Origin of the sequence: Shewanella sp. ENK2 (genome assembly GCF_043568515.1) — a bacterium.
Taxonomy (GTDB): domain Bacteria; phylum Pseudomonadota; class Gammaproteobacteria; order Enterobacterales; family Shewanellaceae; genus Shewanella; species Shewanella japonica.
Map to the genome: position 1 here is coordinate 230,210 of NZ_CP171406.1, position 25,961 is coordinate 256,170.

Here is a 25,961-nt window from a genome sequence, read left to right on the forward strand (position 1 = left end):
GCACAAAAAAACGGCGCATGCATTTAGCGCCGTTTGTTCGTGATGAAATAGGAAATTATAATCGAATGAATGATGGTTAATTAATTTCCAGCTTAACTCATCTCGTCAAGTAGTTTGCCAGCTTCAGTTTGCTGGCGTTCATTACCATCAATTTGAACTTCTTTTAAGATTGCTTTTGCTGCATCTTCATCTTCAATTTCAATGTAGGCTCTAGCTAAGTCTAACTTAGCGTTCACTGAGTTTTCTTCATCGTCAACATCAATCATTTCAGCATTACCAATGAGTGAGTTCACTTCGCCCATTTCAACAGCAACATCTTTATATTGATCGCTAATTTCGACATCTTCATCAGCATCATTTAACAATTTATCTATGTCGATAAAGCCATTTTCTTGCTCGAAGGTATTTAGCGCAGTATCTGAAACCATGTCAGATGGCTCATCAGAATCTAACCTAACATCCTGATTATTACTTTCTTCTGCATCAAGGGCTGCTAGCGCTTCATCAACCGTTAAATTGTCATCGGTTAATTGGAAGGTCTCATCATCGATATCATCAACTTGCGCTTCCGATGCTGGATGATTTGACGCTTGTTGGAATAAATCAGCTTCCCAATCAAGACTCGCTGCATCCGCTTTTTTAGATTTTAAATCGTCGAAAAAGCCTGACTCTTTCGACAATGCCTCTGTATCAGGTTGTTGTTCGATGATGGTATCTGGCTCATCGGCAGATAATCCCGCTAACATGGCATCAAAATCTTGTTCTGAGATGCTGTCCTGCTCATTTATTTCTTCATCAGATACAAATAATGGAACGTCATCTTGTTCATTAAGTTCAAGCTCATGAAGATCAGTCTCAAGTGTGTCGGCCACCTTTGGAGCAGTAACTTCACTGTTGCTATTATCTAACTCACTTTTGTCTGAATCACTCTTATCAATATCAAAGTCTTCAACATTGAAATCAGCCAATAATGCATCCAATTCATCAATATCAGAGTCTTGCTCATCATGACTTTGCTGCACTTGTTGATCGGCATGCTCAGCTGCTAATAACTCAGCAACTAAAGGATCCTCTTGCTGCTCACCGGTCTGTATATCATCTTGAATATTCAGTGTTGATTCATCACCCGGTGCAAATTTCAACTCACCTGAAGATTCGGTATTATTTACCGAAACTGGCTCTATTGCTTCAACATCGGCTAGCAACTCATCTAAATCTAATTCAGACACCGCAGTGCTTTCTTCTAACGTTTCAGCAAACTGATTTTGAGCTTCATTTGCAGAGTCCGTTTCTAAATCAGAAATAAGCGAGTCAATATCATCATTATCAGTGTCAATGGCTAACTCAGATTCAATTTGCTCAAGCTCTGCTGTCAAAACTTGTTCAACATCCAATCCGTCGTTGTTTAATGGAGCAAACTCTTTCTCTGTATCAACATCAGCAAGGAGGTCATCAATATCGGACGATTCATCCAAACTGACAGCAACATCCTCTTCGAGCTCTGCGGCAATCTCTGCAGTGAAATCTTGCTCTTGTTCTGCAGGTACATCTATTGAAGCAAGTAAGCTGTCGATATCATCTTCTGCACCACTTTGAGTATCTATTTCAGCTGACTCTTCTTCGGCAGGCTCATCAAAGCCAGCCAGTAAGCTGTCGATGTCATCTTGCGCATCACTTTTACTATCTATTTGAGCAGGCTCTTCTGCGACAGACTCATTAACCGCTGGTTCATCAATTGCTGGTTCATCAAAGCCTGCTAGTAAATTGTCGATGTCATCTTGTGCATCACTTTGACTATCTATTTGAGCAAGCTCTTCGGCGACAGACTCATTAACCGCTGGTTCTTCAATTGCTGGTTCATCATTTGCTGATTCATCAAAGCCAGCCACTAAGCTGTCGATGTCATCTTGCGCATCACTTTTACTATCTATTTGAGCAGGCTCTTCTGCGACAAACTCATTAACCGCTGGTTCATCAATTGCTGGTTCATCAAAGCCTGCTAGTAAATTGTCGATGTCATCTTGCGCATCACTTTGACTATCTATTTGAGCAGGCTCTTCTGCGACAGACTCATTAACCGCGGGCTCTTCAATTGCTGGTTCATCAAAGCCTGCTAGTAAGCTGTCGATGTCATCTTGTGTATCACTTTTACTATCTATTTGTACTGGCTCTTCTGCGGTTGACTCATTAACTGCGGGCTCTTCAAAGCCTGCGAGTAAGCTATCAATATCATCTTCTGCAGCACTTTCATCTGAGTCACTGTCGGCAGGAACACTGTCAACAGGTAATGGTTCTTCCAATGAAGTCTCAATGACATCATCATTGGTATCGAGCCCTTCAAGAAGACTATCTAAGTCATCCTCATCCGCTTCAAGCGGCTGCATGTCCTCTTCTTGCTCTTCCATCGCCTCAGCCCAAAGATCATCTAAAGAAGTGCCTTCATCAGATTCTTCCGCTGGTTCTTCTTCGGTGATATACATATCAGCATCAGATTCACCATCGAGAGTGAGCTCTCCTGTATCTTGGTTATCTAGATCTAATAAGTCTTCAATGTTTTCTGGCGATTTCTCATCTTCATCTAAGTGAACCGCTAAATTATCAATATCATCGACTTCTGATACGGTCTCTTCACCAGCTTGATCAATCACAGGCTCTGTTTGAGCTGCAGACTCAGGTTCTGTTTTATTTTTACGACGCATGAGCCAGAAGATAGCGAGGAAAATAATAATCAGTGGTAATGCTGCAACAATTGCTAGCAAAATCATATTATCTGACAATGAGCGCCAAAAATCTGTTGGCTCTTCAATAACCTGAGGCTGATTATTTTTTCAACTAATGCCTGATGTTCTGTATCTAATGCTTGATACTTCTCGGTAAGTAATTGCAAATCCTCTTGCATTGCAGATAACTGCAAAGTGAGCTCTTGGATTTTTGCTTTCAATGCATTGTTATCTGCATCTTTGACTAATAATGTATCCTCAGCGCGAGCAAGTTCATCAGTCAGTGACAATGCTTTGGTTTGCGCGTCTTCTAATTTCGCTGTTAGCTCGTCAATTTCAGGCTGCGCTAATAAAGCCGCTTGCTGAGCCAATTCTTCAGCTGTCGGTTGCTTGGCAACAATTTGTAATGGTTTTTTACCCGTAGCAGGCACTGATGTTTCAACGGCAGTAGTAATGTTCGTTGCAGGTTTAGCCGGATTAGCGTTGGGTAATCTCTTGTCATTATTTTCGGCGCGTAACTTAGCATCTGCAGCACTGATCTGTGCCATCACATCAGCCGATGGCACGAGTAGGGTCATGCCACGTTCAAGTGAGTTGTAATTATTACTACTGAACGCATGAGGGTTAGCATCAAATAATGCCGCCATCACTTGATAAACAGAGACGTTCTGGTTTGGCCTAACTTTTTGGGCAATACTCCAAAACGTATCCGAAGAAGTCGTTGGCCCATATTGACGGGTTGGAGCGTTGACAACTTCTCCATTGGGGCCGGTAATTTTGAGCGTTTCTGCGTGGGCAGGCTCGATAATTTGAGATGCAGAAACAGCGGCCAATGCACAGGCCATCATGCCAACAAAATAAGAGGTTCGAAAAATCATCAATCTTTCCCTTTGAGCGCGATCGGGTTGTCTTCATGACAACTGGCTTTAGGTAATTGTTTTTATTAATTACGACTATAAACCAGAATTAGTCACCCTGCTACTGCTGACAGCGGTAAAACGAAAAAAGCCTGCAGGCTGCAGGCTTTTTAGTCTAAATAACTCTATTCATAGTAGATTAATAATAATCTCTGATCAGAACTTCAGCTATTTGAACACTGTTTAAAGCAGCACCTTTACGGATGTTATCGGCCGTAACCCATAAATTTATACCGTAATCGTGAGAAATATCTTTTCTTACTCGGCCAACAAATACAGGGTCGGTACCTGCTGAGTCAGTTACGACAGTAGGATAGTCTTCATCATTCTCGAAAAGCACCACACCTTCAGCGTCACGTAAAACCGCTTTAATTTGTTCAGCTTCAACAGGTTGACGAGTTTCTAAGTGGACTGCTTCTGAGTGACCATAGAACACAGGAACACGAACAGCAGTTGGATTAACAACGATATCGTGGTCACCAAAAATCTTTTGAGTTTCCCACACCATTTTCATTTCTTCTTTGGTGTAACCGTTTTCCATAAACACATCGATTTGTGGTAACACATTGAAAGCGATTTGCTTTGGATAAACTTTATTTTCAGCAGGTAAGCCTTGTAACAATTTAGCGCATTGCCCTGCTAATTCATCAATAGCTTGTTTACCTGAGCCAGACACTGATTGGTAAGTTGCCACGTTAATACGTGAGATACCAAATGCATCATAAATAGGTTTTAATGCCACTAACATTTGAATGGTTGAGCAATTAGGGTTTGCGATAATGTTTCGATTACGGAAGTCAGCAATCGCTTGTGGATTAACTTCTGGCACAACTAACGGTACGTCAATGTCGTAGCGGAAATGTGAAGTATTGTCGATGACCACACAACCATGCTCCGCTGCTATTGGCGCCCATTTAGCTGAAACGTCACCACCAGCTGAGAAGAAACCAATTTGTGCTTGGCTCCAATCAAACGTGTCCACATCAAGAATTTCTACTTGTTTACCATTAAAGCTTACGGTTTCGCCAGCACTGCGGCTACTCGCTAATGGGTATAAGTTTGCGACTGGGAATTTTCGCTCTTCAAGGATCTCAATCATAGTTTGACCCACTGCGCCCGACGCACCTAAAACAACAACATTAAATTCCTGTGACATAATTAACGCTCGACTCCTGAAAAACCTAATTTAAACATCCAATCTACCTCACAATGCCCCGTGTTGACTAGCGACAATGCACTAAATTCACGCCGATGAGTGTGATTTTTTCTCATATGGTCAAACCCATGGTTATTAAGGAAGCTATTTCTAAACAAATAGTCGTCATCTGCGAGGTTGTAGACCAATCTTGCTAGCGTGAGTAATTGAGTTTCAGATACCTTGTCAGTGATGTGTAATTGACTAATGTTAAATTTAGGCAGTAAGTTCAACAGCGATTTTTGGTGTTCAAGACCAAAGATTTCACACAGTTTTTCGAACAACATATAAGTGCCGCGAGCTTTACCTTCTAAGCTGTATCCTGCGATATGTGGCGTCGCAAACTCAACAAGTGGCACTAATTCTGGCATAGGGTTAGGCTCGCCTTCCCACACATCGAGTACCAGTTTGAGATCATCCCGTTGTTGTTTCACCTTAATCAAAGCGCGATTGTCAATAACCTCACCACGGCAACAATTCAGTAACCAAGCATGCGGTTTTAATTGATTCAATTTAGCTTCATCAAACAAGTACCAGGTTTTGTGTGGTCCAGTTTTAGTGATAGGCACATGTAAGCTAATTATGTCAGCTTGCTCAATAATGGTGTCTAACGACACAAACTGACGGGAATTTTTGTCGCTGATATTAGTCGCGCTGCGGTTCGCTAACTGCTGTTCCTCAAGTAATGGATCGCACAACAAGACCTTCATACCATAAGCATTAAGACAATGCTCAAGTGCGCTACCTGTGTTACCCGCGCCAACAATTCCTACCACTTTGTCTTTTAAAGGCTGTTTGAATCGTTTAGCTAATTCCAGCATAGCAATAAAGGCAAACTCCCCCACTGCTGCTGCGTTACAGCCAGGTGCATTAGTAAAAGGGATATGACGTTGTTCTAGTAAGGCTAAATCAATATGATCAGTACCGATGGTGGCACTACCAACAAATTTAAGTTTATTGGCTTGTGATAACAACTCTGCATTCACTTTAGTGACAGAACGGACTAGAAGAACATCAACATCAATAAGCTGCTCTGGCGTTAACTGGCGACCATTTATACGGGTAATCTCTCCGATTTCACCAAATAACGCTTCGACGTACGGCATATTCTCGTCTGCAACTATGTTCATTCTAATGTTTGACCTTATTTATGTGAGTTATCCGATCATTCTATCAACTAATGACACTCAGCAGTTATCTACAAAAAGAAATAAAGTGTTCTTAATTGGTAATTTGACTGACTGTCAAAGTGGGTTAATTGCAATAAAAAAGCCTTTAGCATTCAGCTAAAGGCTTTATCGATATCAAAACACTAACCTACGCCAGCGATGAGATAATATATTACTTCATTTTACGCATAACTAATGTGGCATTAGTTCCGCCAAAGCCAAAACTGTTACTCATTACAGTCGTCAGTTCTGCATCACGATATTCTGTAACCAATGGGATGCCAGCCGCTTTTTCATCTGGAGTATCAATATTGATGCTAGGTGCAATAAAGCTGTTTTCCATCATTAATAAGCTGTAGATGGCTTCATGAACACCTGCAGCGCCCAAGGCATGACCAGTCATAGACTTAGTCGACGCTACTGGTGGAATATTGTCTTGGAAAACTTCATGAATCGCTTCAAGTTCACGAACATCACCTACAGGAGTCGATGTGCCATGAGTGTTGACGTAATCAATCGGAGTATCGACATCAGCAAGTGCCATTTGCATACAACGCACAGCGCCTTCACCAGAAGGTGCCACCATATCGTAGCCATCTGATGATGCACCATAACCAATGATTTCAGCATAAATTTTAGCGCCACGAGCTAATGCATGCTCAAGCTCTTCAACAACAACGATTCCGCCGCCACCAGAGATAACAAAACCATCTCGGTCTGCATCATAAGTACGCGATGCTTTTTCTGGGGTTTCGTTATATTTAGTTGATAATGCACCCATTGCATCGAAGCCCATTGTTAGGGTCCAATCCAATTCTTCTGCACCACCAGCAAACACCATATCTTGCTTACCCATTTGGATAAGCTCAGCTGCATGACCAATACAATGCGCAGAAGTTGCACAAGCAGAACTGATTGAATAGTTCATACCTTTAATTTTAAATGGTGTGGCTAAACATGCACTTGCCGTACTCGCCATAATACGAGGAACAATGTAAGGACCAACACGTTTTACGCTTTTTTCACGTAACGTATCTGCCGCTTGAACTTGGTTTTTAGACGAAGCACCACCTGTACCAACAACTAAGCCAACACGATGATGAGAATATTGTTCTTCTGTTAAGTTGGCATCACTGATCGCTTCTTGCATTGCAATGTATGCATAAGCGGCAGCATCACCCATAAAGCGTAACGCTTTACGATCAATGTGGTCCGCTGGGTTTAATTTAATATCACCCCACACATGACTGCGTAATTTCATTTCTTCGAATTGGTCAGAATGGGTAATACCACTGCGTCCAGCTTTTAGTGAATCTGTCACTTCTTGCTTGTTATTACCGATGCTAGAAACAACACCTAAACCTGTTATTACGACTCTTTTCATTATTTGCTATCCATTTTGTACATGTCAGTACCTAATTTTGCTGCCGCAATGATATCCGCTTTAGACGAATAAAGTGGTCAGCTTTCAATAAACATAGGTAAAATAATCTCAATTGAACCACATTGAGTAATGAGCTTTGACCCAAATAACCACTGACTTCCCTATAGTTACCCGAGATTGTGCAACAATATCGACTAATTTTCCAAGTAGTTACTGTCAAAACCCTAATTATGCAGCAAGCATAAGGCATTATTATGAAACTGTCTTGTCCAACAAGGCAAACTCAACTAAAAGCTGCTCGATTGGGCAAATTGGCTTCGGTAACGCCATGGAAATCATGTTGTTGTGGCAATTATCTCAACAATTAAAACGTCCTGTAAGGCTGAGTGTTTTTGACCCCTATTCAATTAACAGCATTGAGTTAGGTCAATTTTTAGCAATGCCGCAAAATCAAGCAACGATTAATTCACAGCACTTAGCGGAATTTTCACAGCAGTTACAGACTGCTTGCATTGCCAATATTCAAGGTTGTCAGCGGCTCATATTTGATCATGGTCAATTCATTGTTGATATTTTTTTGGTGATATTGAGCATAACCTTAAAGGTATTCAAAGTGTCGAAGCTGATGCCGTTGAGTATTGGCATTGCCTTCCTCATACGAGCTCAAATGAGTATATAGATCACCATATTTCAGAAAAATTGTTTTGGCAGATGGGAAGGTTAAGTAAAGATAATGCATGCTTTTATGCTTATCCGCAGAAAATTGACCGTGTTGAATGTTCAGCGATAACAGTATTAGCGAGTCAATCAGGCTTTATCATCAATGCGCAAAGTGGCAATAGAGATGACATTAGCAATACCAGTGAACGCTCAAGTACGCCAGATTGCGACATTCCTGCAGCTGAAAGAAAAGCATTAAGGTATTCCCATCAGCGCCAGTACACTTATTGCTTACCCAGTGCAAGCGCTCAACCTACGAATACATCGACTTCAAAAGAGAGTGTGGCCATTATCGGCGGTGGTATTGCAGCGGCTCACCTTGCACTATCGCTCGTAGAAAAAGGCAAAAACGTCACGATTTATTGCAAAGACAGTATGCTTGCTGATGGAGCTTCAGGTAATAAACAAGGCGCTATTTATCCGCTTTTAACGCCTGATAACAACTTAATGAGCCAATACTTTCAGCAGGCTTTTTTATTCAGTCGACGTAGGCTTAAGCAACTTGAAAATGCAGGTTACGCTGTTGAGCACCAGTTTTGTGGCGTGTTACAAACGGGGTTTGATGAGCGTAGCGATGCAAGATTAACTAAAATCATCCAAGGACAAGCTTGGCCAAGTGAAGTTGCAGCCCAAGTGTCACCAAGTGAAGCTAATATGCTCGCTGGTATCACCATAGATAAGCCTGCCTTTTACTACCCTTGGGCTGGTTGGATTTGTCCGCATCAATTCGCTCAATCGGCCGTAGACTATGCGCAAGCTATTGCGAAAAACAAAGGGCTTACAGTCGAGATCAGACTTGATACCCCAATTAGTGAACTAACTCGTCAAGGAACCCTTTGGCAGTTAAACACGACTGAGCAAACCTCAGACTTACACCCTAAATGCCCCCCTAACTCGAACAAAAACTCTGCGGTACAATCATTTATTCATTCTGAGGTCGTTGTTGCATCAGGGGCGCAACTCACTGAGTATCAACAAACAAAACAACTACAAGTCACAGGCTTTAGAGGGCAAGTAAGCCATATTCCGTCAAAAGGACAATTAACTAAACTTAATAGCGTTATTTGTGCTCATGGTTATTTAACCCCTGAAAATAATCAACACCATTGTGTTGGCGCTAGTTATGTAAAATCGCCTGATGACTTACGTTTTTGTCCTAGCGAGCAACAAGAAAATGCGCAAAAAATGCATCATAGTTTTCCACAAAGAGACTGGGTTAGTGATATTGATGTATCAGACAACAACGCCAGAGTGGGTGTCAGAATGGTCACAAGAGACCACTGTCCTATGATGGGGCTTGCACCAGATATTGACGCCATATTAAATCAATATAATACCGAGCCTTTGGATCAACATCAGCTCACTGTAGCCAGTCGTGACTTTTGGCGTCATCACTCCGCACCAGTATATAGCGGACTTTATGTTTTAGGTGGGCTCGGCTCAAGAGGACTAAGTTCAGGACCTTTGGCTGCAGAAGCTTTAGCTGCAATGATTTGTCATCAAACCCCACCGATCAGCTATGACATGTTTGCAATGCTAAACCCAAATAGAATGTGGTTAAGAAAACTATTGAAAGGTAAATCTTTGCTTAGCTAAAACCCCGATAAAGGAATAACAATGAATCAGCAAATACATCAAGCGTATCTAGGCGAACTGTATGGCATTGCCTTTTTTACGTTATTTAAAAATATTGAAGAAGACGCCACGCGTATTGCGTTGTGGGATAAATTAATTGAAGTTGAAAGCATCACTGCGGAGATACTGTTGTCTCACTTATTAAAACAACCTGAGACATATCCCTTTGACGTGGTAACCATGACTGAAAAAGGTCAGCAAGATGCACGCAAATGGCTACACCTTCCCTGGGAAGAGTTATTAAAAACACTTTATGATTGGGCTAAACCCTACGAGCAAGAATACCGTAACTGGCAAGCCTCTGCGACTGAGCATCAATCAATCATGACTATCATCGCACAACATGAAACAGCCATTTTGAACTGTTTTTCAGCTGAATTACAACAAAAAAATGGCCAAGCATATCTTGACCATTATTTAGAAAACACCCAATTATTATCTAGCATCAAAAGAGGCTGAAGTTACTTCAACCATTTTTTGACTTTAGTTCGATTATTGTTATCTCGGCTTTCTTTGATCAGTTCATCATCTGCTGTCACTTGAGCACTTTTCGATAAACGATCATAAAGCAACACATTGACTGAGGCCGCAAGGTTCATACAACCAACAGTTGGCACATAAACCACCTCATCCGCAGCATCAATAATTTGCTGCGGTATGGTGCCATCCTCAGGACCAAAAATATAAAAGGCATTTTGAGGATGTTCAAATAAAGGCAATGGCGTTGCGCCAACAACAAGATCAACACAGACCAACTTACTGTCTTCAGGTACTTGTTCCAGCAATGATTCAACGCGAGTTAATGGAATGGTTTTAGCTGCATTTTTAGTATCAACGTCATACTGAGCCTCACCTGAACGGGCCGCTAATTCATATCTATTTCCGGTATAGAAAACTGAATTAGCTTGATAACAACCAGCCGCGCGCATGATGCCACCTACATTTACTGGCGTTTTAGGGTTAACGAGGCCAATCATGGCACTGTGCTTTTGAATAGATTCAGTCATGCCATTTTACTTATTTAATTTCATGCTTATTTAATTTCACTGATAATTTGACGCAATTGTTGCCAAGCCGATTTTACCAGTTCAAAGTCAGCGGTTTCTAATTCATCATCAGCCAATCCCAAGCAATCTACCATTTTTTCGTCAAGCGACTCTATGTTTGTAGATTGTTCCTGTTCCAGTTGAGACAAGACGACAGCGATGTGACCTTGTAGGTATCCACAGGCAAATAAGGCATCATCATCGCCATTAGCAACCGTATTTTCAATCCACCCTTCTAATGCTGCATCATACTTCTCTAACATGGTCTAACTCTCCAATAAATCTGGGTTGGCAACTTGGTACATCACGTAATCATGATATCCAGTGGTAATTTTATAATAACCACTTAATGCACTATCTAATTCTGGGTCGCCACTATCCACAATTAATGGCCTTCCTTCAAGTGCTTTTAACTTAGTTTTTGTCGCAAGAATAATTATATTGTCTTTTCCTATCCGTTTTATCAGTTCAGGAGACAATTGCTGATTACCCCGTCCTAGAATATGTCCTTGCCCACCGATCAAGGTGATCACTAATTTCGTCGGCTTATTTTGGGTCAGCTCGAGTAATTGGTTTGCAGTAACATCACTGGCAACGATCTGCTGCTCATGAATAACATCAACACCCAATAAGGTGTTATCTAAATTAAGCTCTTCCATCACTGCTGCAACAGTGGAGCCACTGCCGATGATATATAACTCATCTTCCATTTGGTTTATAACATCTGCTGCGATATCAGCTAATACAAGCTCATCGACTTCTTTGCCGCCCATTTTTACCGCTTGGATATATCGTGGCTCTGCAGGAACAAGCATTTCACCAAATCGTTTGGCTTTTACCGTTCCTTTTCTGAATGCTTCTTCGTCAATATCCATCACATCAGCGGTCATCAAACTCACTAACTCACCTTGAAGTAGCATGCTCACGACAACCCCTGCAGCGTTAGGGGTAATTGCGTACACACCGGAATGGATTTTTACTCCAGCAGGCACGCCTAAAACAGGTAATGAGTCATCAACGACTGAATAAATATCTCTAGCAGTGCCATCGCCACCAGCAAACAGTAACAAGTCGAGTGATTCATCTTGCAACGCTTTTACAGTTTGCTTGGTATCCGTTGCAGAGGTGTTGTTATTACTTCCCCTGGTGATATCTGATGAACACACTTGACCGAAAAGCCTAATTCAAGCGCTAAAGTTTCGCCCATATCACCACTGGCGGTCACAATATCAATTTGTTCGCTAAAGGGCTTTATGACAGTTAATGCTTGCTTCATTCTCAATCCGGCTTTAGCTTCAGCCCCTCTTGAGATCGCCAGCTCTGCCACATTATCAGACCCCTTTAACCCAACACTGCCGCCTAAACCTGCTAAAGGGTTAATAATTAAACCTAACCTAAAACGCTTCACTGCATACAATCCTTTCATTTATATCTAAGCTGGGCGATAAAGCCCTTTCTTTGTCACCCTTTGCCCATCACTTTCTATGGGCTAATACTGTCACTTTTTATAATGGGTTTTGGCTCAGTAATCGCTAACGCTGCAATGAGTGATAATCCTGCACACGCTGCGGCAAAAAACCAAGTATGGGTTGAGCCTGAGCCATCCCCCCAAATAACGCCACTTATCCAAGTGCCAATTGCGCCACCTAAACCAAAACTCAAACTGGCATATAGCGCTTGGCCTTTACTGCGGTGGGCAATGTCAAAATTGCGATGAATAAACTGGATTGAGGCCGCATGGGTTAACCCAAATGTAAAGGCATGCAACGCCTGACTCAATGAGAGTAAAGCAATATTATCCACACCATATGCTAACAAAACCCATCTTAATACCGTTAACAAGATACTGACTAGTAGAAGTAATTTAACCCCAAATCGACCTAATAACCTCGGCGCCAACATGAACATTAAAATTTCAACGACAACACCTAAAGCAACAAATAAACCGGCAACGCCCTCTGAATAACCAGCCTGTTTTAAATACAATACAAAAAAGCCATAAAATGGCCCGACACTCATTTGAAGTAAAATGGCTGAAATAAGAAACCATACAACTGCAGAAGATAATTTAAGTGGCGGTCTTGGTGCTGAACTTGACAGTTTGACGCGATTACTCGGCAGAGCCATGGCACAAATAAACATGCCGATAAATAATACCATTCCAAGCGCTGGCACAATCTCAGCGCCAAATTCACCAATAGCAAATCCTGCTGCAATCACCAAGCATATATAACCGACACTTCCCCAACTTCTAATTGCACCGTAACGATGGGATTCATCGCCTAACGACTCTAATGTAATCACCTCTAGCTGAGCTAAAATTGCATTCCAAAAAAGTATAAATCATCAAACTGATGGCAAGGTAAGTCAAACTGCCATCAAAGAAAAAACTGACATAAGTGATAGCAGCTGCCGCTGAACCAAACTTGACTAGCTCTGAACGCATTCCAGTTCTGTCAGCAACCATTGCCCAAACATTAGGTGCAACAATCCGAGTTCCCATCAATATCGCCATAAGAAAGCCGATTTCTTGCGCATTAAAGCCACGGTTATCAAAAAAGACACCGAGATATGGAACCATTAAACCGAGAATTGAAAAAAGAAAAAGTAACAAGCGCTGAGCCAACGGGCGTTGGGCTCAGCAGATACAGCCTTGGGCATTTATTTCATACCAATAACAGGAGTTTGTGAAACAACATCTTGGTTTTGAGCGCGATGACGAAGTAAATGATCCATTAACACAATTGCTAACATGGCTTCAGCAATAGGCACAGCGCGAATACCGACGCATGGGTCATGACGACCTTTGGTAACAACATCAGCAGTTGTGCCTTGTGCAGTCATGCTTTGTCCCGGCACTGAAATACTGGAAGTCGGTTTAAGAGCAATATGCGCCACTATCGGCTGACCTGAAGAAATACCGCCTAATACTCCACCAGCATGATTTGACTCAAACCCTGCAGGTGACATTAAATCACGTCCTTCAGACCCTTTTTGGGTTACCACACCAAAACCATCACCAATCTCAACGCCTTTAACTGCATTAATCCCCATTAGAGCATGAGCTATATCGGCATCCAGTCTATCGAATACCGGCTCACCTAAACCTACTGGTACACCTGTCGCTGCAACAGTGATTTTAGCCCCAACAGAGTCACCTGACTTTTTCAAATCACGCATATATTCATCAAGTTGCTCTAATTTTGATGCATCAGGGAAAAAGAATGCGTTTTGTTCTACTTCGTTAAGATCAACCGATTCTGCACTGATTGGGCCCAGTTGCGACATATAACCATTAATCTCAATGCCATGAACCTGCTTGAGGTATTTTTTCGCAACCGCACCAGCAGCAACCCGCATGGCTGTTTCACGGGCTGAAGAGCGCCCACCACCACGGTAATCACGTAAACCATACTTTTGTTGGTAGGTATAATCTGCGTGACCTGGGCGGAACAGATCTTTAATGTTTGAATAATCTTGACTACGTTGATCGGTATTTTCAATCAATAAACCAATGGATGTCCCCGTGGTTTTGTCTTCAAATACCCCAGACAAAATACGCACTTCATCAGGTTCACGTCTTGCGGTTGTATAACGAGAGGTACCAGGGCGACGACGGTCTAGATCGCGTTGCATGTCTTCAACAGTTAATTCAAGACCTGGTGGGCAACCATCAATAATACAACCTAATGCAACACCATGACTTTCACCGAAAGTCGTTACGACAAAATTCTGACCTATGCTATTTCCTGACATGCTATCTGCTTACCTCAACGTAATTCATTTAATCGTTATTATTCACTATCTTTATAGATGGCGAAAAGTGATTCATTTTCAACTAGCTGGTCGTAGGTGAGAACAAATACGCCATCGCCGCCAAATTCAAATTCAACCCAAGTGAAAGGAACATCAGGGAATTGCTCAATTAAATGAACCATTGAGTTACCCACTTCGACTACTAATAACCCATCTGGAGTCAAATAGTCAGCCGCGTTCGCTAAAATACGCTTAGTTAAATCTAAACCATCACGGCCAGATGCTAACCCAATAGCAGGCTCATGGTGGTACTCATCAGGCATATCACCAATATCTTGTTCATCTACGTATGGTGGATTAGATACGATCAAATCGTATTGTGGCCCTTTAGGAATCGCTGAGAAAATATCTGATTGAATCGGGAATACGCGGTCAAGTACATTTAACGATTCAATATTAATTTGCGCAACTTCTAAGGCATCTTCACTAATATCAAGTGCATCCACCTCAGCATCTTCAAATGCATAAGCACAAGCTATCGCAATACAGCCGCTTCCAGTACATAAATCCATCACACGATTAACAGGTTTATTGTATAACCAAGGACTAAAGCCATTGTTGATCATTTCAGCAATGGGTGAACGAGGCACTAATACTCGTTCATCGACATAGAACTCTAAATCAGCAAAACGCGCTTTATTCGTTAGGTATGGCACAGGTAAGCGCTCACGAACACGACGAATAATTAATTCAACGATTTTGTGTTTTTCGCTACTGGTTAAATTTGAATTTACCACCTGTTGGCCAATCTCTTCAGGAAGGTGTAATGCATGAAAAACCAAAGAAATCGCTTCATCCCACGCGTTATCAGTTCCGTGCCCATAATAAATGTTCGCATCATTAAAACGGCTAACAGCCCAACGCAACATATCGCCAACGGTTCTTAATTCGGTGACAGCTTCATCTACAAAGATTTTATCCAAAACATAACTCCTGAAAAATTGTTCCTGACCATTGTAACTGAAGTCTATTAAGATGACCTAGAATTCAATACAATAGCGCCATGAATAAAGAAAATAATCCCGACTTTGCACTGTTTTCAGAGCAATTTGGCGGTATTAAGCCGTTAAATCAAGACAAACATCATTTTAAACAGTCGGTCAAATCCAAACAACAAGTCGAAGTAAAAGAACAGCAGGTTTATGCTGACAGTTACTTTTCGGATAATTATCAACCTATTTTGCCTGTTGAAGGTCCAATGCGTTGGCTAAACGACAACGTGGATAAAATTGAGCTCAAGCGTTTAAGACGTGGAGATTATCAACCGGACCTGCTACTAGACTTACATGGTATGCGCCAAGCAGAAGCCAAACTTGAACTAGCTGCATTATTGCAAGCTTGTGTCAAACAGCGCGTGCTTTGCTGTTGTGTTATGCATGGTTATGGCTCGGGTATTTTAAAACAACAACTGCCGATGTGGTTGGCTCAACATCCTAAAGTCAGCGCCTTTCATCAAGCACCTAAAGAATGGGGAGCAGACGCAGCATTATTGGTCTTAGTGGATATTGATGACAATACCAAAGGGTAATCAAACGAATCTGAAAGATTGGCTGTGCAAACATTAGTGACGGCATGTAACAAAAATGGCAACGGTCGCTGCCATTATTTATGATAACTCAGTTTAAGCACTCATTTGCGCAGGTGTTTGCATTAAATCAAAGTGACCACCATGCTCATTACGCTCAATAGATGCTATCGCTGAAGTCGCAAAAATGGGCGGTTCCATACCAGCAACTAGCTCGCTAACCATATAACCTAAAATAGGCATGTGAGCGATAACTAACACTTTTTTTGCTTGGTAATGTTCAGCATAAGCCAAAATCGCATCAACGGCAATTTGCGGGCTACCCGAAGGGGTAATGTCGTCCAGTACTAACCATTTGTTTGGCTCAGGCAAATGTTTTGCCACCTCTTGCCACGTTTGTTGTGCTCGTAGATAAGGGCTAACAATAACTAAGTCCACACTGCTGACTTTTTCCGTTAACCAATTCGCCATTGCGTTAGATTGAGTTCGACCAAGTTGTGATAGCATTCTTTCTCTATCGGACGGTGCATCGAAACCCGCTTCACCATGTCGCATTAAAAATAGCTGCATACTTCTCTCGCTACTCATTATTATTGTGTTTATAGGTTAATTGTAGCCTTAAATAACTCATCCACAAAGAAACAATGAAGGATATTTAATTAGTCTTTAGTCGATATTTTCATTAGTTATTTGCTAAAAAGCCGCAACGAGATCAATATATAGCTAGCCTTCTTATCTGGAGCATCATCTTGACCATAAAACCAGACATCGAATTAAAAACTGTAGACAACATAATAACAAGTCCAAATGACCATCGACACTATCGTCATGTCGTGTTATCGAATGGATTAAAAGTCTTACTTGTAGAAGATAAAACAGCAACCCAAGCTGCTGCTTCGATGACCGTGTCTGTCGGCCACTTTGACGATCCTGTTTCACGCCCTGGTATGGCACATTTTCTTGAGCACATGTTATTTTTAGGCACTGAAAAATTTCCTGATTCAGGTGAATACCATCAATTCATCAATCAGCATGGTGGTTCAAACAACGCATGGACTGGCACAGAACAAACAAACTTTTTTACAGTATCGACGCAGAGCATTTCGAAGAATCTCTTGATAGATTCAGCCAGTTTTTTATCGCACCCAAGTTTGATTTAGAACTAGTCGACAGAGAAAGGCATGCCATAGATTCAGAATACAGTCTTAAATTAAAAGATGACATTAGACGGGTTTATCAAGTTCAAAAAGAGTCTATTAATCCTCAGCATCCATTCAGTAAATTCTCCGTGGGGAATTTACAAACCTTAGCAGGCGATGAAGCAGAAGTGCGTCAAGAGTTACTCGACTTTTACCGTTCTAAATACAGCGCCAACATCATGACCTTATGCTTGGTATCTCCACACTCTCTTGATCAACAAGCACAATATGCGCAACATTTTTTTGCCAGCATTGTAAACCGTAACCTTACATCCAGTTATCCAGATACCGCATATTTAACTGATAATCAGCGCCTTACCCATATCAACATTTCCCCGGTAAAAGACCAGAAAAGGCTGAACATCAGTTTTGCGCTACCCTCAATTGAGCAATTTTATAAGCGTAAACCACTCACTTTTATAAGTCATTTACTGGGTAATGAAAGCCCTGGAAGTTTGTTGTCATATTTAAAAGAGCAAGGTTTTGCTAATAACTTGTCTGCTGGAGGTGGCGTCAATGGCTATAACTTCAAAGATTACAGCATTAGTATCCAACTCACTGATAAAGGTTTAGAACAACTCGATACCATTATCGAGTGCACGTTTGAATATATAAAACTAATCACTACTGATGGAATTGAATCATGGCGTTATCAAGAGCGAGCCAGCTTGTTAGCCACAGCATTTAAATATCAAGAACAAATCAAGGCGCTCGATCTGGCCAGTCATTTAAGCATCAATATGCAGCACTATGATATCGAAGACGTCGTATACGGCGATTATCGTATGGATGCAATGCATGCAGACGAGACTCTCGCGCTATTGGCATTGTTATCTCCTGACAACATGAGAACACAATTAGTTTCCAAAGAAGTAAGCACTAACCAGCAAGCACAATGGTACTTTACTCCCTACTCTGTTGAAAAAATTCCAGCAGAAAAAATTGCACAATGGGGAAAAGTAACCCCAAGGAAAGCGCTAACGCTTCCCACTAAAAATCCATTCATAGTCGATAACCCAACATCAAGAGTAGAGCACAGTGAAAGTGATGTACCACTAGTGGTTGCAGAAGATGCAGGATACAGAATTTGGCACCGAAAGGACGATGAATTTAATGTCCCCAAAGGCCATATCTTTTTGTCATTAGATTCTGAAAATGCAAGCCCAACACCTAAACACGCAGCATTAACCAGACTTTATGTTGAAATGGTATTGGACTACATGACTGAGGCCACTTACCAAGCTGAGGTCGCAGGACTAAATTACAATATTTACCCTCACCAAGGAGGGATCACTCTGCACTTAACAGGTTTCACCGGTAACCAAGAAACACTACTAGCATTGGTTATTGAAAAGGCTAGAGAAAGAAACTTCACACAAGATCGGTTTAAGCTAATTAAAAAACAACTACTCAGAAGCTGGACTAACGCCTCACAAGCTAAGCCGATAGCGCAATTATTTACCAGCTTAACGGTCACCTTACAAAAACGTTCCTATGAGCCTGCTCGCATGGCAGAGATGCTTGAGGACGTCACTCTCGATGAGCTTCACAACCACGTCAGCGCGTTTTACGAGAAAATATACGTAGAAGGTCTTGTTTACGGTGACTGGTTAGTTAACGAAGCCCAACAACTCGCTAAACGGTTAAAACAAGTCTTGTCACTTGTCACTAAACCCAGTTCAGAATCGAGTAGAGAACTAATAAATATTGCAGGGCAAGGGACGTTATTACGTGAACTATCGGTTGAACATCAAGACAGTGCCATTATTGTTTATTACCAATCTAGTGACACTTCTGCTCATAAAGTAGGCTTATTTAGTTTGCTTAACCACACAATGTCGTCTACTTTTTTCCATGAGCTTCGTACAGAAAAGCAACTCGGTTATATGGTCGGAACGGGATATCTGCCACTCAATCGCCATCCAGGGATGATATTCTACATACAATCACCAACCACAGGTCCAAGAAACCTGCTTGAAGCCATTGATGAGTTTATTGCAGACTTTAATTATGCAGTGATGCAGATAACGAAAGAGCAATGGGAAGCGACAAAGCTTGGCTTAATCAATCAAATACTTGAAAAAGATGCCAACTTAAAAAGTCGCAGCCAACGTTATTGGGTCTGCTTGGGCAATCGAGATTACGACTTTAAGCAAAGGGAAAGAGTCGTTGAAGAGATTAAAAAGTTCACCCGAGCAGATCTCATCAAGTTTATTGTTACCAATATGCGCAGCAAGCATAGCGATAGATTAGTGATGTTCAATGCTGGAGAACAACATGATCATCTTGACCCCTTGCCTACAGCGACGAAAATTACTGACTTAAAAGGTTTTAAAGCGCAAGCAAATAAATTTGAGTTTTAGAGGGGCGACTGTCGAGCTTAAATTTTATTACAACTTTTACAAAGTATTTAAATCGACAGATAAAACAGCGAAAAAAACCGATTTTTAGCAGTAAAACAGTGATAATTGCGTAAAAGTTAAACGAGCAAGCACTTACGTAGTATAAAAAAAGTACAACCGTAAAAAATATTTATTTTATTTACACTTACGATTTTTTGACAAAGTATTAACTTTCTGAAAAAGTGGAGTATTACCTTGAATAATTCTCGAATACAAAAGACAAAAGTATACTTTATATGCAATTACTAAGACGGTTGTTAATTTGTACAACTCTTTTAATCCAAAGCTTTTTGGGTTTAGCTTTGGCTGATTCAGGGACAAATTATGACCTTACACTCAGTACAGAAGTATACAATACTGAGGATGGCCTCTCTCAAGTAACAGTTACAAGTATTGCAGAAGATGCAGAAGGCTTTGTCTGGCTAGGGACTGTTAATGGTTTAAACAGGTTTGACGGCACAAATTTCAAACACTTTTTCGCTGAAGATTTGAATTCCAAATTGCCTAGCTCATTCATAAAAAGTCTCTTTATTGATAAGAATAACCGCCTAATAGTAGGTACTGATTCAGGCTTAGCATTGTACCGTGGAGATAAAGAAACATTCGAACCTGTTATTATTGATAACCAACCCATTACCCAATCAATATGGTCAATATCAGCCTTATCAAAAGGATTAGTCGTTGGTCTCGATAATAAGATAATTATACTTAATGAAGATTTAACTCGAGCCATGTGGGACTTCCAAAGTGAAGTTTTACAAGAAGTCAAAAAAGTAATAGAAGTTAATGGATCACTATATATTAGAAACTACAATGGTATCGTTTTTAAACTTGAAGAAGACCAACTTACAACAGTTGCCTTCGAATCTAATGATATTGGTATAATTTCTGATAAATTAATTATTTCCACTCAGGAAGGCCTGTTTAGTATCATTAATAACAAGAAGGAAAAAATTTCTGATGAAATTATGACCTACCTTGAGCCTTCAATATCAGGAAATGAACTAACATCAATTATTGACTCGGATATTGTTAGAATAAACTCTGAAAACGTGATCAAAAAAATTGGATTTATAGAGCAAGATGCAGCTAGAAAACGTCCATATATTAAAGAGACTAAATCTTCAATTTTCATTACTGATGTGAATTTAGGTGTTATTAAAATTGATCGTAATAGAAACTTAATTAAAAGCTCTAAATTCATAACAGACAATATTTGGGCAATAACACAAACTGAAGAAAATATATATTTAGCAACTGATTCTTTTGAAATCAGAGTTTTGGATAAATCACTTCAATATTCCCACTCTATTTCAATTAAAAATGCTTCAGGCCCAAAATCAATCAAGGTTCTCAACAAACATTTATATACTGGTAATATAACTGGTTTAACAATTACTGACCTCGAAACCTTAGAAACTAGCAAGATACTTGAGCGTCATATAAGTAATGTACAACTAAGTGAAGATAAAACTAAACTCTATGCCTCTACAATCAATGGGAAAATATTCGTCATTGAAGGTGATGAGGTTATTGAAACACTTACTACGGGTGAACGTTATCCAATTTTTGATCTCGTTGAGAGAGATAGTGCCCTATGGGTCGCAACTCAAGGTGGCCTATTTAAAATAACTAATGGGAATTCTGAAAAAATTTACTCAGAAAGCATGGTGACAACATTAAAATTTGACGAGAATTACCTTTATTTTGGTACAAGAAATTCATTATTACAGTTAGAAATAATATCAAACCAACTCAAAGAAATTTTCAAACATAATAAATTAGTTTACTCAATAGAGTTATTTAATAACTTTTTAGTTTCATCATCAGCAATGGAACTCAACATTACAAATAAAACAAACTTTAAAAATTTGAAATTGTCATCTAGAAATGGAGCTCAAGGTGACTACAACTCCCTAGCTTCAATTCGTTTGGATGATTACTCTTTATTTGGTGGTGCTAAGGGACTAAGTATTGTTAACCCCAATGAAATCTATAATGAAATACTTATTTCTGGAAGTACAGATGTTGCTTTAATAGATTTTTCATTATTTAACGTTTCTGAAAAAGTTGGCGGGGACATCCTGCAGCAACCGATTAATAAACAAGAAAATATTACTTTAAAATATTCTGACTACCCTTTCACATTTACTTTTGTAACTCCTGGTCAAGACTTAGATGAATTTGAGTTTTTCTATCAAATGCAAGGCCTAAACGATAGCTGGCTTCCATCTCAATATATTAACTCAGCAACTTATACCAACTTATCAGCTGGTGTTTATCAATTTAATGTTTATGCAATTAATAAACTTTCAGGTAAGCAAGGTAAAACGAAGTCTATAACAGTGACTGTTACACCACCGTGGTATTACTCTTTTGAAGCTAAACTAACCTATACACTTCTGTTTTTACTATTTTTATTAGTCGTATCTAAAATTCTTTTACGTCGTCGAGAAATTCAAAAGCAGATAGCTCTCAGTGAAGAACGACTAAAACTGTCTCTGTGGGGAAGCGGCGATGAAATGTGGGATTGGGATATTGAAACGGGCGAAATCTACCGCTCTAACATTTGGGGAACGCTTGAGTTTCCGCAAGATGGTCGACGCTCAGGCAAACCCGGTGAAGAAAGTAATATCCACCCTCTTGATCAACATCGCGTCAAAACTGCGTTAAATGATCACTTCAAAGGGCTTACAGATCACTTCGAAGTCACTTACCGAGTTAAAAGTCGCGAAGATTTATGGATGTGGATTCTTGATAGAGCCAAGATTGTTGAAAGAGACCACAAAGAAAACCCTGTTCGAATGACAGGTACGATTAAAAACATCAATAATTTAAAACAAACCGAAGAACAATTACGTTTATTTGAGCGAGCCATTGAAAACATCTCCGAAGGCATGTTTATTCTTGATGAAAAGTACCGTTTTGTCGAAGTTAACGATGCCTGTTGTGTATTAACAGCACAGCCTCGAGAAGAGTTTATAGGCCAGCTATTTACCTTCGGTCGTTACCCAGAATCATACTCTAATCAAGTGCACGCCTCATTGTCCCAGCAAGGTTGCTGGAGTAATGAATTAGAAGCAGATAGAGGAGACGGTAGTCACTTCTTAATGGAGCTTACCGTTGATGCGATTTATAACGAGCAAGGTGAAACAACTCATTATGTTGGAGTGTTCTCTGATATTACTCGTCGTAAACAACAGGAAGAAGAGCTACGTAAATTAACCAATAGTGACTTACTAACTGGGTTGCCAAATCGTTCAAGCCTGCAAGTTACACTGAATAATTTGGTTAAGAAAGATATCCATCACACGTTAATGGTTTTAGATTTGGATAACTTTAAGCGAATAAACGACTCGTTAGGGCATCAGATCGGTGATGAGTTGTTAGTTGATGTCGCCAAGCGTATTCAAAACAATGTTCCTAAGCACGTTAGTCTTTATCGACTTGGTGGTGATGAATTTGCAATATTAGTTGATCAAAACCCTGATATCGGCTCTTGTGCTGCTATAGCATCAAGAATAATAGATTCATTAAAAGAAGAATTTAAAATTGATAGAGAGTCCTTAGTTGTTGGCCTCAGTATTGGTATTGTGCTGTATCCAGAAGATGAGCAAAATGAGCAAGCACTATTAAGAAAAGCCGATATTGCGATGTACCACGCGAAATCTGGCGGCGGCAATCGTTATCAGTTTTACTCAGAGTCTTTAAACCAAAATGCACTTCGTCAGTTAGAAGTTGAAAATCTCATTCGCGAAGGCTTAAAAGAAGACCTATTTGAGGTTTACTATCAACCCAAGGTCGATTTGAAAAATGATAACCTTGTTGGAATGGAAGCACTGGTTCGCTTAGTTCACCCAGACTTTGGCGTTATCTCTCCCAACGAATTTATTCCATTAGCAGAAGAAAATGGGTTGATTGTTGAGATTGGTGACTTAGTGCTCAGAAAAGCCTGCTTTGCAGCTCAAAAATGGCGTGAACAAGGCATCTTCACAGGCCGTGTCGCAATTAATCTATCTTCTAGGCAGTTTGCCCTACCAGATCTGCAACAACGCATTTCAACAGTATTACAGCTAACTAAATTACCCGCTTGTCATTTAGAGCTAGAGATCACTGAAAGCACCATTATCAAAAACCCTGAAAATGCTATCAAAGTCATGAATCAACTTTCTAAAATGGGCGTGACCTTGGCACTTGATGATTTTGGTACTGGTTATTCCTCTTTGTCTTATTTAAAACGATTCCCGATCCACTGTCTAAAAATTGACAAGTCATTTGTCGATGATATTAGTAAATCAGATCGAGATCTTAAAATGGTCGACAGTATTATTACCATTGCTCATAACATGGGGCTATCAGTCGTTGGTGAAGGTGTCGAGGACGATGCCCAACTCAATATACTCAAAGCACTAAAGTGTGAAGAGATACAAGGCTACATATTCAGTAAACCTGTTCCAGAAAAAGATTTTACTGAATTACTCAATATCAATTTCGATAAACAGGAATTAAAAGCACTACAAAGTTGACATTGGCACAACAAGTGCAACTAGCAGTTCAGACGTCAAATAAAAAACTTTTTTATTAACCCTGAACTGAGAGATTAATACAATGATTAACGGAATTATCATAGCTGCACTTTTAACTTCTACTTCTACTGCCGCTAATATGACAATGGAAGTTTCACAGTCAATTGAGTCAAATAACAATTACATTGTTGGTCTACCTAATATCAAGTTTATTGACACGCAAGTCGCTGGCCTACCGAATATTAAGTTTGTAGACACACAAGTTGCTGGTTTACCAAACATCAAGTTTGTTGATACCCAAGTCGCTGGTCTGCCAAACATCAAGTTTGTAGACACACAAGTCGCTGGCCTACCAAACATCAAGTTTGTTGATACCCAAGTCGCTGGTCTGCCAAACATCAAGTTTGTAGACACACAAGTCGCTGGCCTACCGAACATCAAGTTTGTAGATACACAAGTTGCTGGTTTACCAAACATTAAGTTTGTTGATACCCAAGTTGCTGGTTTACCAAACATCAAGTTTGTTGATACCCAAGTTGCTGGTCTACCAAACATCAAGTTTGTTGATACCCAAGTTGCTGGTTTACCAAACATCAAGTTTTTTGATACCCAAGTTGCTGGTCTACCAAACATCAAGTTTGTTGATACACAAGTTGCTGGTCTACCAAACATCAAGTTTGTAGATACCCAAGTTGCTGGTTTACCAAACATCAAGTTTGTTGATACTCAAGTTGCTGGTCTACCAAACATCAAGTTTGTAGATACACAAGTCGCTGGCCTGCCAAACATCAAGTTTGTTGATACCCAAGTTGCTGGTCTACCAAACATCAAGTTTGTTGATACCCAAGTCGCTGGCCTACCGAACATCAAGTTTACTGAAACACAAGTTGCTGGCCTGCCAAACATCAAGTTTGTAGACACACAAGTCGCTGGCCTACCGAACATCAAGTTTGTAGACACACAAGTTGCTGGTCTACCAAACATCAAGTTTGTAGTCACACAAGTCGCTGGCCTACCGAACATCAAGTTTACTGAAACACAAGTTGCTGGCCTGCCAAACATCAAGTTTTTAGACACACAAGTCGCTGGCCTACCGAACATCAAGTTTGTAGACACACAAGTCGCTGGCCTGCCAAACATCAAGTTTGTAGACACACAAGTCGCAGGCCTACCAAATATCAAGTTTACTGAAACACAAGTCGCAGGCCTACCAAACATCAAGTTTACTGAAACACAAGTCGCTGGCCTGCCAAACATTAAGTTCAGCAACTCAAGCATCGCTTAGGAGATTCATTATGTTTAATTCTTTAAAGAAAGTACTTGGCATTGCGAAACCACAACGTAAAAGAGTTAAGTTGCCAGAAGGGCTAGAGCACTTAGAAGTGATTCCAGCAAAAGCTTGGTGGAGCTAATACTGCAATTAGCCACTTCATACAGACAATAAAAAAGGAGCTTACGCTCCTTTTTTTAGATCTACATCTATTTAAAATGAACGTTTATGTTCATTTGGGTTAGATATCTTCTTCGTTAATAAATACTTATGACTATTAAATAATGGATAAGCAAGCGGTCCCATAAGCATTCCAGCTACAGACCATCTTTTAACAGCCATCCCATTTACAAAAGCTTGATTACCCAGAAAATATCCTGATAAACACGAAATCAACAAGAGTAGAAATATCACTGAAACCTCAATAATTTATTCAG

Annotated in this window: 16 protein-coding genes and 3 pseudogenes; 7 read left to right on the plus strand and 12 right to left on the minus strand. The window is 40.3% G+C overall.

The window, feature by feature from the left end:
• Positions 1 to 92 precede the first annotated feature (92 nt).
• The 5 genes from ACGEDC_RS01110 to fabB all read right to left on the minus strand — a co-directional run bounded on the left by ACGEDC_RS01110 (position 93) and on the right by fabB (position 7,385).
• Positions 93 to 2,777 (minus strand): FimV/HubP family polar landmark protein, encoded by a 2,685-nt coding sequence (locus ACGEDC_RS01110; RefSeq protein WP_394495934.1) that lies wholly within the window; start codon positions 2,775 to 2,777, stop codon positions 93 to 95.
• On the minus strand, positions 2,762 to 3,598 hold the full coding sequence (locus ACGEDC_RS01115; RefSeq protein ID WP_394495936.1) for a FimV/HubP family polar landmark protein: 837 nt from the start codon (positions 3,596 to 3,598) through the stop codon (positions 2,762 to 2,764). Before ACGEDC_RS01115 ends, ACGEDC_RS01110 begins: the two co-directional genes overlap by 16 nt.
• A 178-nt stretch (positions 3,599 to 3,776) precedes the next feature.
• Positions 3,777 to 4,793, minus strand: coding sequence for an aspartate-semialdehyde dehydrogenase (locus ACGEDC_RS01120; RefSeq protein WP_055026119.1), 1,017 nt, complete (start codon positions 4,791 to 4,793; stop codon positions 3,777 to 3,779).
• A 2-nt stretch (positions 4,794 to 4,795) separates the two neighbouring features.
• On the minus strand, positions 4,796 to 5,962 hold the full coding sequence (locus ACGEDC_RS01125; protein ID WP_394495939.1) for a 4-phosphoerythronate dehydrogenase: 1,167 nt from the start codon (positions 5,960 to 5,962) through the stop codon (positions 4,796 to 4,798).
• A gap of 211 nt (positions 5,963 to 6,173) precedes the next feature.
• The gene (gene fabB / locus ACGEDC_RS01130; protein ID WP_065110650.1) at positions 6,174 to 7,385 is read right to left on the minus strand and encodes a beta-ketoacyl-ACP synthase I; all 1,212 of its coding nucleotides are present in this window, start codon (positions 7,383 to 7,385) and stop codon (positions 6,174 to 6,176) included.
• 265 nt (positions 7,386 to 7,650) lie between these two features.
• On the opposite strand from fabB, the gene ACGEDC_RS01135 reads away from it, so the two are divergent.
• The 3 genes from ACGEDC_RS01135 to ACGEDC_RS01145 are packed head-to-tail and all read left to right on the plus strand — an operon-like array spanning position 7,651 to position 10,199.
• On the plus strand, positions 7,651 to 8,064 hold the full coding sequence (locus ACGEDC_RS01135) for a hypothetical protein (protein WP_394495941.1): 414 nt from the start codon (positions 7,651 to 7,653) through the stop codon (positions 8,062 to 8,064).
• A gap of 32 nt (positions 8,065 to 8,096) precedes the next feature.
• A complete protein-coding gene (gene mnmC / locus ACGEDC_RS01140) occupies positions 8,097 to 9,701 on the plus strand; it encodes an FAD-dependent 5-carboxymethylaminomethyl-2-thiouridine(34) oxidoreductase MnmC (RefSeq protein WP_394495943.1) in 1,605 nt (534 codons plus the stop codon).
• A gap of 21 nt (positions 9,702 to 9,722) precedes the next feature.
• The gene (locus ACGEDC_RS01145) at positions 9,723 to 10,199 is read left to right on the plus strand and encodes a hypothetical protein (protein WP_394495945.1); all 477 of its coding nucleotides are present in this window, start codon (positions 9,723 to 9,725) and stop codon (positions 10,197 to 10,199) included.
• A 2-nt stretch (positions 10,200 to 10,201) separates the two neighbouring features.
• On the opposite strand, the gene ACGEDC_RS01150 is transcribed toward ACGEDC_RS01145, so the two are convergent.
• The 6 genes and pseudogenes from ACGEDC_RS01150 to prmB all read right to left on the minus strand — a co-directional run bounded on the left by ACGEDC_RS01150 (position 10,202) and on the right by prmB (position 15,525).
• The gene (locus ACGEDC_RS01150; RefSeq protein ID WP_055026124.1) at positions 10,202 to 10,747 is read right to left on the minus strand and encodes an RNA methyltransferase; all 546 of its coding nucleotides are present in this window, start codon (positions 10,745 to 10,747) and stop codon (positions 10,202 to 10,204) included.
• A gap of 26 nt (positions 10,748 to 10,773) precedes the next feature.
• Positions 10,774 to 11,049 (minus strand): YfcL family protein, encoded by a 276-nt coding sequence (locus ACGEDC_RS01155; protein ID WP_394495947.1) that lies wholly within the window; start codon positions 11,047 to 11,049, stop codon positions 10,774 to 10,776.
• Between the two features lie 3 nt (positions 11,050 to 11,052).
• A pseudogene (locus ACGEDC_RS01160) lies at positions 11,053 to 12,194 on the minus strand (ATP-NAD kinase family protein).
• Positions 12,195 to 12,268: 74 nt separating this feature from the next.
• Positions 12,269 to 13,447, minus strand: a pseudogene (locus ACGEDC_RS01165) (MFS transporter).
• A complete protein-coding gene (aroC, locus tag ACGEDC_RS01170; protein ID WP_055026128.1) occupies positions 13,448 to 14,542 on the minus strand; it encodes a chorismate synthase in 1,095 nt (364 codons plus the stop codon).
• Positions 14,543 to 14,580: 38 nt separating this feature from the next.
• Positions 14,581 to 15,525 carry a 50S ribosomal protein L3 N(5)-glutamine methyltransferase gene (gene prmB, locus ACGEDC_RS01175; RefSeq protein ID WP_055026129.1) on the minus strand — a complete coding sequence of 315 codons (945 nt, stop codon included), beginning with the start codon at positions 15,523 to 15,525 and terminating at the stop codon, positions 14,581 to 14,583.
• An 80-nt stretch (positions 15,526 to 15,605) separates the two neighbouring features.
• Here prmB and smrB point away from each other — a divergent pair, with 80 nt between their 5' ends.
• Positions 15,606 to 16,130 (plus strand): endonuclease SmrB, encoded by a 525-nt coding sequence (gene smrB / locus ACGEDC_RS01180; RefSeq protein WP_065110656.1) that lies wholly within the window; start codon positions 15,606 to 15,608, stop codon positions 16,128 to 16,130.
• Between the two features lie 93 nt (positions 16,131 to 16,223).
• Here the strand turns inward: smrB and sixA are convergent, their stop codons facing one another.
• Positions 16,224 to 16,697: a phosphohistidine phosphatase SixA gene (sixA, locus tag ACGEDC_RS01185; RefSeq protein WP_055026131.1), complete on the minus strand. Its 474-nt coding sequence runs from the start codon at positions 16,695 to 16,697 to the stop codon at positions 16,224 to 16,226.
• Positions 16,698 to 16,894: 197 nt separating this feature from the next.
• Here sixA and ACGEDC_RS01190 point away from each other — a divergent pair.
• The 3 genes and pseudogenes from ACGEDC_RS01190 to ACGEDC_RS01200 all read left to right on the plus strand — a co-directional run bounded on the left by ACGEDC_RS01190 (position 16,895) and on the right by ACGEDC_RS01200 (position 25,539).
• Positions 16,895 to 19,689 (plus strand): annotated as a pseudogene (locus ACGEDC_RS01190) (insulinase family protein).
• Positions 19,690 to 19,964: 275 nt separating this feature from the next.
• Positions 19,965 to 24,254, plus strand: a complete 4,290-nt coding sequence (locus ACGEDC_RS01195) for an EAL domain-containing protein (RefSeq protein WP_282167722.1) — start codon at positions 19,965 to 19,967, stop codon at positions 24,252 to 24,254.
• A gap of 82 nt (positions 24,255 to 24,336) precedes the next feature.
• Positions 24,337 to 25,539, plus strand: coding sequence for a hypothetical protein (locus tag ACGEDC_RS01200; RefSeq protein ID WP_394495952.1), 1,203 nt, complete (start codon positions 24,337 to 24,339; stop codon positions 25,537 to 25,539).
• Positions 25,540 to 25,961 lie beyond the last annotated feature (422 nt).